Origin of the sequence: Chryseobacterium turcicum, from assembly GCF_021010565.1 — a bacterium.
Lineage (GTDB): Bacteria > Bacteroidota > Bacteroidia > Flavobacteriales > Weeksellaceae > Chryseobacterium > Chryseobacterium turcicum.
The window spans coordinates 3,218,198-3,230,410 of the sequence record NZ_JAJNAY010000001.1 but is presented as its reverse complement, the minus strand read 5'-3'; the positions used below and the strand labels follow the sequence as shown (position 1 = coordinate 3,230,410).

Here is a 12,213-nt window from a genome sequence, read left to right as displayed (position 1 = left end):
AATAAATGGAAGAGAAAAATCATAATATTCAAGTACCACATTAAGTTAATGTCATGAAAAAAACAACTTTTTGGAAAGATTATTGTAGTATCGGTAATATGGGAACGCAAAACTATCATAACCACAGAAAATTTTATCCACTACATCATTTTGTTTATTTGCCGTTGTTGCTAATAGCTGATGGTTTTGGAATTTATAAAATATTTAATGACTCCGAAAATCAATTGTTATGGTTGTTGTTTTCTATCGTCATATTTTTAATGCTCTATTTAGCTCTTATGCTACGCCAACATTATGCGTTGGGACTTCAAAATCGCTTGGTAAGATTAGAATTTAAGCAAAGATATTTTGAACTGTTCAATAAGAGATCAGATGAAGTGGAAGAAAAGTTAAGTTTTGGTCAGATTGCAGCTTTGAGATTTGCCTATGATGAAGAATTTAAAGTGCTTTTATCTAAAGCTTTAAATGAAAATATTTCGGGCGATCAGATTAAAAAATCTATCAAAAAATGGAGAGCAGATCACCATCGAATTTAAAATAATTAACACCTAAATTATATTACTATGAAAAAATGGACTTTATACAGCATGACTATTCTTAGTTTAATGCTTCTTACGAGCTGTGAAGCAATAGAAACTATTTTTAAAGCAGGAATGTGGTGGGGAATAATTCTGGTTGTAGGAGTAGTAGGTATTTTGCTATGGCTTTTTTCGCGGGGTAAAAATTCATAACCAATTTGTATGGAACAATCAGACTTAGAGATTATTTCTCATCTTAAGCCATCGAAGATTGTAAAAATTATGAAAGATCCGGTAGCTTCTGCAAAGGCGGTAAACCTTATTTACACCTCAGATGCAGAAACTGCCGGTATTATTCGCAGAAAAAGAGGCAAAAAATACTTGTATTTTAAAGACGGCGAAAAAATTAAAAATAAAGATGAAATTACCAGAATTAATAGTTTGGTGATTCCTCCGGCTTGGGAAAATGTCTGGATCTGTGCTTTAGACAACGGGCATCTTCAGGCAACAGGATTCGATGCAAAAAAAAGAAAACAGTATAAATATCATTCGCTTTGGAGTGCTCTGAGAAATCATACCAAATTTTACAGAATGCTGCAGTTTGGATATGCTTTACCAGAAATTCGTTTGCAGCTTGAAAAAGATTTAGCTTTAAGAAATTTTGAAAAGCGAAAAATTCTGGCATTAATTGTCAGTTTAATGCAACGGACCAACATTCGTATTGGTAATAATATTTATGAAAAACTCTATGGCTCTTTTGGTTTGACCACTTTAAAAGAAAAACACGTAAAGATAGAAGGGCAAAAAATTAATTTCTCATTCAAAGGAAAAAAAGGCGTGATGCACAATGTCAAACTCAAAAGTAAGAGATTGGCAAGGTTAATTATGAAATGCAAAGAAATTCCGGGGAAAGAACTGTTTCAATATTTTGATGATGAAGGAAACAGGCATTCTGTTGATTCGGGAATGGTGAATGATTATATTAAAGAAATAAGTGGTGAAGATTTTACAGCTAAAGATTTCAGAACCTGGTCGGGAACAGTGAACGCTTTAATTGCTTTTAAAGAAATAGGCTATGCAGAAAACAATTCGCAATACAAAAAGAAAGTAAAAGCCGCCTTAGAAATTGTTGCTGAGCATCTTGGAAATACCAGTACAGTTTGCCGAAAATATTATGTACATCCTTTAGTTATTAATCTTTACGAAAATAATTCCATCAAAAAATACCTTGATCAACTTGAAATTATCGAAGAAAATGATGGGAAAGCAGATTTGACACAGGAAGAGAAATTAGTTTTAAAAATTTTAGAAAAAGAAAAAATGTGAATTGTGAATGGTCAATTTACTTCGCTTGTAAATTTCAAGCTATAAAAATCTTTTAACGCTAATTCCTCAAAAAAAAAAACACTAAAGAACTTTTTATTTCCGTTCGTAAAGGCGTTCTACTCAACCATGGCGTACATTTTATTTGCTGAACGAAGTGCCTTTGCGAACGAAAAATATTTTCAATACTAAAAAAATATCAACGCTCATTGCGTTAAATATTTTTTCTCTAATATTCTCACGCACACAAAAATTGACTGTTTACATTTCCTCGAAATAAATTTTGTAAATTTGTAAAAAAGCAAAAACAAACAATACAACGATATGTCAAAAGCAATTTCGCAAGTACCATTTGCAGTAAATGAGCCGGTAACTTCTTACGTTCCGGGATCAGCAGAAGTAAAATCTCTTCTTGCAACTTACAAAAAAATGTGGGCAGAAAACATAGAAATCCCAATGATTATCAACGGAAAAGAAGTGAAAACAGGTGATACTGTAAAGCTTCAGTCTCCTCAAGATCATGCACATGATTTCGGTTTTTATCATAAAGGAACAATGCAGCATGTAGATGATGCAATCAATACCGCTCTAGCAGCAAAAAAACAGTGGAATGAGCTTGGATGGGAACACCGTGCAGCGATTTTCTTAAAGGCAGCTGATCTTTTGGCAGGGCCTTACAGAGACGTTATTAATGCAGCAACAATGATTGGACAGTCTAAGAATGTTCATCAGACTGAGATTGATGCCGCTTGTGAATTTATTGATTTCTTGAGATTCAACGTAGAATTTATGACAGAAATGTATTCTGAGCAGCCGGTTTCTGATGCAGGAATTTGGAATAGAGTAGAGTACAGACCACTAGAAGGATTCTGTTTTGCGGTAACGCCATTCAACTTTACAGCAATTGCTGGTAACTTACCAACTTGTATGGCAATGCTTGGAAACGTAGTCGTTTGGAAGCCTTCTGATAAGCAAATCTATTCTGCAAAAGTAATTATGGATGTTTTAATCGAAGCGGGTCTTCCTGCTGGGGTGATCAACATGATTTTTACAGACGGAAAAGAAACTGCTGAGAAAGTAATGGCTCACAGAGATTTTGCAGGACTTCATTTTACAGGTTCTACAAAAGTTTTCCAGGGAATGTGGAAAATGATTGGTGAGAATATTCACAATTACAGAACATACCCAAGAATCGTTGGTGAAACAGGTGGAAAAGATTTCGTAATCGCTCATCCTTCTGCAAACGTAGAAGCTGTAGCAACGGCTTTGGTAAGAGGTTCTTTCGAATATCAAGGACAGAAATGTTCTGCGGCTTCTAGAGCTTATATTCCTCAGTCTCTTTGGGCTGATGTGAAAAAAGTAATGGAATCTCAGATTGCTACAATTAAAGTAGGTTCTCCTGAAGATCCTTCAAACTTTGTAAATGCAGTAATCGATAAAAATTCTTTCGAAAAATGTAAAGGATATATCGACAGAGCCAATTCTTCAAACGAAGCAAATGTAGTAATCGGTGGTAAAACTGATGATTCTAAAGGCTGGTTTGTACATCCAACAGTAATAGAAACTACAAATCCTCAATACGAAAGTATGGTAGAGGAAATCTTTGGTCCTATTTTATCTGTTTTCGTTTACGAAGATGAAAAATGGGCTGAAACTCTTGAATTGGTAGATTCTTCTTCTCCATATTCATTAACGGGTTCTGTGTTTTCACAATGTAGATATGCAACTCAGGAGGCTTTCAAAGCGTTGGAAAATGCTTCAGGAAATTTCTATATCAACGACAAACCAACGGGTGCTGTTGTGGGTCAACAACCTTTCGGTGGAGGTAGAGCTTCTGGAACAAACGATAAAGCAGGTTCTAAAATGAACTTACTAAGATGGACTTCTGTAAGATCAATCAAAGAAACTTTTGTTTCTCCTAAAGATTATAAATATCCATATCTTGGATAATAAGTAATAAATAATAGGCAATGAGTAATTTTTTGCCTGTATAAATATAGCCTCGGAATTTTTATTTCGGGGCTTTTATTTACTTGTAAGGTTAAAAAAATGAATGATAGAGAGCCCTGAAAGGGCAGTTTACAACAGAATCGGGTAAAGCCCGATGAATTATAATTAATTAAAGCAAAAAACGTGATTCCAAAGAACCACGTTTTGTTTTGAATAATATGTAAATCAGTTTACCAGTCTCTCTTTTTTAGAATTAAATAAGATCCGAAAATAAATAAACCACACCAAATTAAACAAGCAATTAAGCTTTCTGTAGGATAAGTGAATTCATATTTTAAACCGAGTGCTTTTGCCATATTCAATCTAAACCATGGAGCAGGAATTAAATTAGACATGCTTTCTAATGGTAAGAGTTTACTGAAGAAAAATTCATTTTGTAGAATTTCGTTTCTTTGAGCTGCCTGTGTTCCTGCTACTTTAGAGTAAGTTTCAATTCCTCCCAGGATAGATTCTCCTACCCAAAGTACAAAAAAAGCGAGGAATACAAAAACTGATTTTCTTAACAGAATTGATAAAAACATTAATAAACAGAAGAATGAGAAAAGTTTTACAAAATAATTTCCGACAAAAAATATTTCTTTATAAACCAATGATGATTCTGTTGTTGTTGTTGAGTATTTGTAACCTAAAAACATCGTAATTGCAAATACAAGCACGGTCGAAATAAATGTGAAAATACCGATGGTCAGTAATTTAGAACCAATAAATTCTTCTCTGCTTAAGCCATCAATCGTATTTTGTTTAAACATTCTATTGCTAAATTCCTGACAGATTGAAAAGACAATGATTAGTCCAAGAAAAATTTTTAGCAAAGCGACTGTCCAAGTTGTAAAATTCCAGATTTCCGGGAAATTATAAAATCCTTGCTCTTTAAGATTGATGGTACTTCCAAAAAGCTTTAAATCAATCAATCCAATACAAAGAAAAACAACCAAAATGGCAAAATACAAGATGGTAAAAATCTTAAAAGGAGTGTAATTAAGATTTTTATAATATTCTAATTTTAATAATTTCATCATAATTAATTAGTGTTTTTTACAAGTTCAAGGAATTGATTTTCAAGAGACTGTTTCTTCTTCGCCAAATGGGATAAGAAAATACCTTTTTCAGCAAGTTTTTGGTTTAATGCCGATGCCGAAATTGATGCATCATCACGCACCTGCGCTTTAATAAGTTCACCATCTGCCGAAACTGAAGTAAACCACTGAAGTTCTTCCAAAGCATGTAGCAGTGCAGTATTATTATCCGCTTTCAATTCAAAAAAGCCTTGATTAGTGGTTATTTCATCTACTCTTCCAGAATAAATAGCGTTTCCTTCTTTTAAAACAATTACATGGCTACAAATTTTTTCGATTTCATCCAAAAGGTGGCTTGCTATAATGATCGTGATGCCTTGTTTAGAAATAGCTCCTATGATTTCTCTAATCTGAATAATTCCTTCAGGATCCAAACCATTTGTAGGTTCATCCAAAATCAAAACCTCAGGATTGTTGAGTAAAGCGGAAGCGATTGCTAAACGCTGCTTCATCCCTAAAGAAAAAGTTTTGAAAGCATCTTTTTTTCTTTCTAAAAGCTTTACGGTATTCAGAACTTCATCAATTCTAGAAAAGGGAGTTCCTTTGATTTCAGCAACAATCTTAAGATTTGTTTCTGCACTTAGATAAGGATAGAAGTTGGGTTGCTCAATAATAGCTCCGATTTTTTTTAGCGTTTCGGGTGTTGTTCCTTTTTTGCCAAACCAAAACCAGTCGCCGCTTGTAGGATTAATGGTTGAAAGAAGCATTCCGAAAGTTGTAGACTTTCCGCTTCCATTGGGACCAAGAAGACCGTACACATTACCTCTTTCTACATCAAAAGAAATATTGTTGACTACGACTCTTTTGAATTTTTTTGTCAGATTCTTTACTGATAAAATTTTTTCCATGTAGTATATTGTATGTACTATAAGTTTCTCTTTTTTGTGAAATGTTACAGTTTGAAGTTTAATTATTAATAAAAAAGTAAAAAGTAAAAAGTAAAAAGTAAAAAGTATTTTCATTAAACACAACAACCAACAACCAACAACCAACAACCAACAACTATCAACTATCAACTAGCTTTTCCCAAAATTTCATTACATTTGAATTAAAGATGTCAGTATGAAGTTAATCGAACTTGCAAAAGAGCTAAATGTTTCCGCAGAAGCTATCAAACAGTTTATTCAGGACTTTGATCTTGATTTGACAGACTGTATTTCGACCCAATTTGAAGTAAAAGAAGACTTTGAAAAGTTTGCCCGAGAAAATATAGATTTTCTGAAGCAGTATGAAGAAGATTTAGGTGAAAATAAAACGATTGATGAGATTGCTAAAACCATCAATCAGCCGAAAGAAAAGATAGAAAAAGCCCTTCAGGAAACAAATTCTAATATTTTTGATAACGGATTATTTCGTTCTTCAATTTCAAGCTATGGGATTGACCATAAATTAGGTGGAAATTACAATTTTGTTTATAATTATTTTGGAAATAAAACCAGTTTGAAACAACGTGATTTTATCGGTTACAGAGATCTTTTCTTTTATATTTCAGGAATTTTAGAACCATTTTTAAATCCGCAACAAATTAAAGACTGGGGAATCAATAAGCCTGCAGGAATTATTTTGTACGGACCTCCGGGAAGTGGAAAAATATTTTGGGCCAATAAAATTGCTGAAATCATCAATTATCAATTTAAAGAAGTCAAAAAACATTATCTCGGCACTTCATTTATTGACGGAAGCCAAACCAATTTTAATGATTTTTTGGTGACGATGATGAAACAAGACAAGGTTTTGCTTTTTTTGGATGATTTTGATGAAATTATGATGGAAAGAAGAGCTGAAAATGATGTCGCATCATGCAATCTTGAAACTCAGGAGATTATTCTTCATCATGTCTCAAAATTTGAAAGTGAAGATTTGTTAATGGTGGGTTCTGCCAATTCTGTTTCAGATATTAACGAAGAAATTCTTGCACCGGGAAGGTTTGATGTTGTGGTTCCTATATTTCCTCCGAATGCCGCAGAAAGGTCAGAGATTATTTTGTATTCAATGACCAAAAATCTGGATAGAGACTCGCTTCTTTTTAAAATTCTTAAAAATAATAAAGCGGATAAAATTCCTTTCTGGGCAGAAACCGCTACTAAAATGAAAGTTTTCAGCAATACAATGCTCATCGATTTTACCCAAAGTCTTAAAAAGAGAATTAAAAATCGTTACCAACGGACAAAAGATGAAAAGTTAAAAATTGATGAAACACTTCTTAATGGTGCTTTGCGAGATGCGGCAGCAAAATTAACGGAAGAATATCTCAACCAAATTGCTCAGTTTTTAAATGATGTTATCATTAATAATCTTGATGACTTCCAGATGAGAATTCATTCATTGAAATCTGAACTTGAGACCTATCAGACAGTAGAAATTCCACAAAGAGAAATTGGGTTTCAGCATAATGATGAAGAAAAAAAAGAGAAATAAATCTACTTTTTATAAGAAATATCAAAAACCATTACTTTTAAACAGTAATGGTTTTTTTGTTTCAAATCTAATATTGTAAGTATTTCTAAATTGTTACTTTTTTTGTCATTGTTAATTTTTTGTGATATTAGTTGTTTTTATATATTTTTTTATTTTTTATAATTGGATTAATTATTGAAAAGTGTTTTATGTTTCTGAAATATTGCTATATGAGCAATTCTAAGTAGTGTGAGTATGTATTGAGTATGTACTTTGTATGCTCTGAGTAGTGCTTTTCACAGGTCATCTTATATATTTGTTCATCTTTTTAATTCTGAAAAGAAACTTACACTCACGTTCAAAACTTATCAACATTAATATAAAAACTTATGAAAAGAAAACTATTTTCTCTTGGGGTAATCTTGGCTTTTACTCAGATAAACGCACAATCATATCAGTCATTAACGGTTACAGGTTTCAATGCAGATGTCATCGCAAACGGAGTAGGTCCATCTTTAAATTCTACAACCATGAGTTTAGATAAAGACACCGATAATTTTGCGTACATGTCCAGAGATTTTAAAGTAAATTCTTCGGCTTCAGCTTTAACGTATGGTTTACCAGAGAACGGGCTTATTACTTCTGCTGTAGCAACAACAAGCGGCTTAACGTACCAATTGGCAACGTATTCTGGAAATAATTCTTTAAGACTTCCTAATGCAAACGATACAGGAACACTTACTTTGGCAACGCCAACTGCTGCAAATAATTTATATGTTCTTGCGGTAAGCGGTAGTGGCCCTTCTACAGGGGATATTACCGTTAATTTCCAAGATGGAACTACACAGGTTTTTGCCGCTACAAATTTTCAGGATTGGTATGGTGGAACGAGTGCGGCCATTCAGGGAATCGGAAGAATCAACAGAGCTTCAAATGCCTTAGATGCAGCTGGAGGTACAAACCCTAGAATTTATCAGATTCCTTTGGCAATAAGTGCGGGTAATCAATCTAAAGTGATTACTTCAGTTACCGTTAAAAAAACTTCTACAGAAGTAACAGTGATTAATGTATTTGCAGTGTCTGCACAGGTTGCCCAACTTTCTGTTTCAGATGCTAAAAAAGTAAAAGACCAGTCTGTTTATCCAAATCCTTTTTCAAACGAATTAAATTTTGCTGATATTTCTGATGTTACTTCAATCGAAGTTTTAGATTTTTCAGGGAAAACAATTAAAGCTAGTATAGAGCCTAAGACAAAATTAGATTTATCTTTCTTAGATAAAGGAAATTATATTTTGGTTCTTAAAAACAAAAATGGTACAATTTCATCACAGAAAGTGGTGAAAAAATAAGATAGAGTTTTTTTCCACTTTGATTATTATATAATTTACAAAAAATCATTGTTTAATAAGCCGGTTTTAATTAATCGGCTTATTTGTTTATGGCTTCGAGGATAATTAAAATAATCATTTTTCCTAAAAATTTCACATCCTAATATTTGTGCATTCGTGGGAAAAAAAAGACAAAGATAAAATGATGAATTTATAGCTTATAGAGGCTTATTTGAACAGATTATTCACAACAATTTTTATAACTTATTACACATTATCCAATACTCGTGATTTTATCCGTAAATTTGCTTTTCAAATTTTTTAGCTTTGATTAATAACGACCAGATAAAAGAAATTCAATCTAGAATTGAAGACCTTCATAAATATCTTCAAATTGACAAAAAGAAGATAGAGATTTCTAATGATGACGAAAAAACGGCAGCTCCGGAATTTTGGGATAATCCAAAAACGGCTGAAGTTTTTCTGAAACAACTTCGTTCCAAAAAGAAATGGGTGGAAGAATATGAAGAAATCAATTCTCAGTTTGAGGATTTGCAGGTTTTGCTTGAGTTTGCAAAAGAAGATGCCGATTCTGAAAAAGAGTTAGATGAAGCTTTTCCTAAATTATTAGAAAAAATAGAAAATCTGGAATTTAAAAACATGCTTTCTAATGAAGGTGATGAGCTTTCTGCTGTTCTTCAAATCACGGCAGGAGCGGGTGGAACTGAAAGTTGTGATTGGGCAGCAATGCTAATGAGGATGTATAATATGTGGGCGGAAAAGCAGGGTTATAAAATAAAAGAACTAAATTATCAGGAAGGTGAAGTTGCAGGTGTGAAAACTGTAACCTTAGAAATCGATGGCGAATACGCTTTTGGATATCTGAAAGGTGAAAATGGTGTTCATAGATTGGTAAGAATTTCTCCTTTTGATTCTAACGCAAAACGACATACCAGTTTCGTTTCTGTCTATGTTTATCCTTTGGTGGATGATACGATTGAAATCAACATCAATCCGGCAGATATTTCATTTGAAACAATGCGAAGCTCCGGAGCGGGTGGGCAAAACGTAAACAAGGTAGAAACTGCTGTTCGTCTTCGTCATGCACCAACAGGAATTATCATCGAAAACTCAGAATCACGTTCTCAGCTTCAGAATAAAGAAAAAGCAATGCAACTTTTAAAATCCAGATTGTATGAAATGGAATTGGAAGAACGTTTGAGGGCCAGAACTGAAATTGAAGCCAATAAAATGAAAATCGAGTGGGGAAGTCAGATTCGAAACTATGTGATGCATCCTTACAAATTGGTAAAAGATGTGCGCTCGGGTCACGAAACATCAGATGTTGATGGAGTGATGAACGGAAATCTTACGCCATTCCTCAAAGCGTTTCTTATGGCCGATGGAACCGCGGTTTCAGACGATGATTTCGACCTATAGAAAATCATGTTTACATTTTTGTTAAAATATGCTAATATATTTTCAGCATAATTTTATTAAGCTTATTTTTGTTCATCATCATTACATATGGAAGATTTCAATAGTTGGAAAGATTTATTAAACCCTGAGTTTTATATCAACATGGGTGGGTTTTGGGTAATATTGTTTATCATATTTGCCGAAACAGGTTTGTTTGTAGGGTTTTTCCTTCCGGGAGATTCACTGCTTTTTGTTTCAGGAATTTATGCAGTAGACATTATTTCTAAAACATTTGGTTCTACAGGTAGTGACTTTTTAGACACCACCATTTTGGCAAGTGCTGTAGCTTTAGCTGCAATTGTAGGTAATCAGGTAGGGTATTGGTTCGGAAGCAAAACAGGTCCGGCTTTATACAAGAAAAAAGATACCATGCTTTTCAAGAAAAAATACCTTTATCAGGCACATGATTTCTTTGAAAAAAATGGAGCCTTGGCAATTATTATGGCAAGATTTTTACCTGTGGTAAGAACTTTTATGCCTATTGTGGCGGGTATTGTGAAGATGGACAAAAAAGCATTCCTACGCGATAACATTATCGGAGGTATTCTTTGGTCTTTCAGTTTAATCTTTGCAGGACATTACCTGGATAAGTTATTCCTTGAGCAATTCGGAATCAATCTGAAAGAAAAACTTGAATTTATCATTATTGTGATTGTTTTAATTACTACGGTTCCTGTGGTTCTGAAATTTATGTTTGGAGCTCCGAAAGGAAATCCGAAACTGGAAGATGAGGTTTTAGACGACTTAATTGACAAAGAAAAATAATCAATTTAAAATATAAGAGATAACCTGCAATTTTGTTGCAGGTTATTTTTTTGCTTCTAAGATAAATTTACCCAATTTTTTTTCAGATATAGATTCTTATAATTCTTCTATTTCACGCAAAGTTTTATTAAATACTCTTCCTTATTTAAGGAGCAAAGATGAATCAACAAGTTGATTTGATGAAGCTCTATTTTCAAGCTTCGCGAAGCAAATTCATTTGCCTTCTAAAAATCAATGCTTAAAAAATAAACTTTGCGTTAAAAAATACATCCTAAGGTTTCATTTTTACTTACAAATAGTAGGTGTTATTTTTTTTAACGTAAAAATAATGACCGTAGGATATACAAACATGTAAATTGAACGATGAAATACAACGTATTCTCAAGGATAATAGCGAATTAAAGAAGAGAAGGATATATTAATCTAATTTTTAATCCACTCCAGAATATTAGGATAGATAATGCTATCTCTTTTTTTCTTGTTGAAAAATCTGGGTGCGTGTCCTGTTTTATCCATGAAAACCAATTTATGCGGAACATTCATCTTCGTTAAAGCTGAATCTAATGCCAAACCTTGTTTCTGATTGACCAAAAAATCCTGATTTCCCTGAAATAAAAGAGTGGGAACATTGGTAACATTCGCTATGGGGCTCGCTTTTTGAAAATCCTCAGACAAATTTTTACGGTTAAATTTTGTTCCAACTACTTTTTGAATGGTTCCTGAAGTATATTTTGAATAAAATGAATTTAAATAGTTAGGGGAATAAAAATCTGTCGGTCCGCTTAAAGAAATGACTTTCTTGATTTTATCAGGATTCTGATATCCGTAGAGCAGTGCCAAATGGCCACCCGCACTTTCACCCAAAAGAATATAATTATTGGGTTGAAGTTCTGCATTCTTTGAAAGCGCATTGAATTTTTCAATCACAGAATCGATGTCTTCTAACTGATTTTTATAAGTGAAATGTTTTGAAACCAAGCGATAATTCATATTAATGCTCGGAATATTATTTTCAAAAAGCATTTTTTGAATTTGTATCATGTGCTCTTTTCTGCCATATTTCCATGCGCCACCATGAACAATTAAAATCACAGGAGAATCTTGTGGATATTCTGCAGGAAGAAAAACATCCATTTTCTGGCGTTTGTGTTCTCCATATTTCAGATTATAAATTTTCTGACTGTCTTTTCCCACCCAAACTCTGAATTTAGAATTGCATGAATTTAATACCAAACCAATTAATCCTAAAACAAAGAAATGGTAATTGAGAATCAGCTTTTTCATAAAGTAAAGGTAAGGAGAATTTGATTTTTATGA

11 protein-coding genes are annotated in these 12,213 nt (G+C 33.1%); 8 read left to right on the top strand and 3 right to left on the bottom strand.

Annotated features, from left to right (window positions below):
- The first annotated feature begins 53 nt into the window (after positions 1-53).
- The 4 genes from LO744_RS14620 to pruA all read left to right on the top strand — a co-directional run bounded on the left by LO744_RS14620 (position 54) and on the right by pruA (position 3,791).
- The gene (locus LO744_RS14620; RefSeq protein ID WP_230670379.1) at positions 54-536 is read left to right on the top strand and encodes a DUF6526 family protein; all 483 of its coding nucleotides are present in this window, start codon (positions 54-56) and stop codon (positions 534-536) included.
- A gap of 27 nt (positions 537-563) precedes the next feature.
- Complete coding sequence (locus LO744_RS14615; protein ID WP_230670377.1) at positions 564-731, top strand: phosphatidate cytidylyltransferase; 168 nt, start codon at positions 564-566, stop codon at positions 729-731.
- A 9-nt stretch (positions 732-740) separates the two neighbouring features.
- The gene (locus tag LO744_RS14610) at positions 741-1,844 is read left to right on the top strand and encodes a DNA topoisomerase IB (protein WP_230670375.1); all 1,104 of its coding nucleotides are present in this window, start codon (positions 741-743) and stop codon (positions 1,842-1,844) included.
- Positions 1,845-2,165: 321 nt separating this feature from the next.
- Entirely contained in the window at positions 2,166-3,791 is a 1,626-nt protein-coding gene (gene pruA / locus LO744_RS14605; RefSeq protein WP_230670374.1) for an L-glutamate gamma-semialdehyde dehydrogenase, read from the top strand.
- A gap of 230 nt (positions 3,792-4,021) precedes the next feature.
- Here the strand turns inward: pruA and LO744_RS14600 are convergent, their stop codons facing one another.
- On the bottom strand, positions 4,022-4,870 hold the full coding sequence (locus tag LO744_RS14600) for an ABC transporter permease (RefSeq protein WP_230670372.1): 849 nt from the start codon (positions 4,868-4,870) through the stop codon (positions 4,022-4,024).
- A 2-nt stretch (positions 4,871-4,872) separates the two neighbouring features.
- A complete protein-coding gene (locus LO744_RS14595; protein WP_230670370.1) occupies positions 4,873-5,775 on the bottom strand; it encodes an ABC transporter ATP-binding protein in 903 nt (300 codons plus the stop codon).
- Positions 5,776-5,989: 214 nt separating this feature from the next.
- Between LO744_RS14595 and LO744_RS14590 the strand changes: the two genes are divergently transcribed.
- From LO744_RS14590 to LO744_RS14575, 4 genes are all read left to right on the top strand, one after another.
- Complete coding sequence (locus LO744_RS14590; protein ID WP_230670368.1) at positions 5,990-7,345, top strand: ATP-binding protein; 1,356 nt, start codon at positions 5,990-5,992, stop codon at positions 7,343-7,345.
- Between the two features lie 368 nt (positions 7,346-7,713).
- Positions 7,714-8,673, top strand: a complete 960-nt coding sequence (locus tag LO744_RS14585; RefSeq protein WP_230670366.1) for a T9SS type A sorting domain-containing protein — start codon at positions 7,714-7,716, stop codon at positions 8,671-8,673.
- Between the two features lie 306 nt (positions 8,674-8,979).
- Positions 8,980-10,092, top strand: coding sequence for a peptide chain release factor 2 (gene prfB / locus LO744_RS14580; RefSeq protein ID WP_230670364.1), 1,113 nt, complete (start codon positions 8,980-8,982; stop codon positions 10,090-10,092).
- Between the two features lie 87 nt (positions 10,093-10,179).
- The gene (locus LO744_RS14575; protein ID WP_230670362.1) at positions 10,180-10,896 is read left to right on the top strand and encodes a DedA family protein; all 717 of its coding nucleotides are present in this window, start codon (positions 10,180-10,182) and stop codon (positions 10,894-10,896) included.
- Between the two features lie 423 nt (positions 10,897-11,319).
- Here LO744_RS14575 and LO744_RS14570 read toward each other — a convergent pair whose 3' ends face one another.
- Positions 11,320-12,180, bottom strand: a complete 861-nt coding sequence (locus tag LO744_RS14570) for an alpha/beta hydrolase (protein WP_230670360.1) — start codon at positions 12,178-12,180, stop codon at positions 11,320-11,322.
- Positions 12,181-12,213 lie beyond the last annotated feature (33 nt).

What these genes read in the sequence shown, in the direction of transcription:
- LO744_RS14620 (WP_230670379.1), top strand. Translation starts at nt 54, where the DNA reads ATGAAAAAAACAACTTTTTGGAAAGATTATTGTAGTATCGGTAATATG.
- LO744_RS14615 (WP_230670377.1), top strand. Translation starts at nt 564, where the DNA reads ATGAAAAAATGGACTTTATACAGCATGACTATTCTTAGTTTAATGCTT.
- LO744_RS14610 (WP_230670375.1), top strand. Translation starts at nt 741, where the DNA reads ATGGAACAATCAGACTTAGAGATTATTTCTCATCTTAAGCCATCGAAG.
- pruA (WP_230670374.1), top strand. Translation starts at nt 2,166, where the DNA reads ATGTCAAAAGCAATTTCGCAAGTACCATTTGCAGTAAATGAGCCGGTA.
- LO744_RS14600 (WP_230670372.1), bottom strand. Translation starts at nt 4,870, where the DNA reads ATGATGAAATTATTAAAATTAGAATATTATAAAAATCTTAATTACACT.
- LO744_RS14595 (WP_230670370.1), bottom strand. Translation starts at nt 5,775, where the DNA reads ATGGAAAAAATTTTATCAGTAAAGAATCTGACAAAAAAATTCAAAAGA.
- LO744_RS14590 (WP_230670368.1), top strand. Translation starts at nt 5,990, where the DNA reads ATGAAGTTAATCGAACTTGCAAAAGAGCTAAATGTTTCCGCAGAAGCT.
- LO744_RS14585 (WP_230670366.1), top strand. Translation starts at nt 7,714, where the DNA reads ATGAAAAGAAAACTATTTTCTCTTGGGGTAATCTTGGCTTTTACTCAG.
- LO744_RS14575 (WP_230670362.1), top strand. Translation starts at nt 10,180, where the DNA reads ATGGAAGATTTCAATAGTTGGAAAGATTTATTAAACCCTGAGTTTTAT.
- LO744_RS14570 (WP_230670360.1), bottom strand. Translation starts at nt 12,180, where the DNA reads ATGAAAAAGCTGATTCTCAATTACCATTTCTTTGTTTTAGGATTAATT.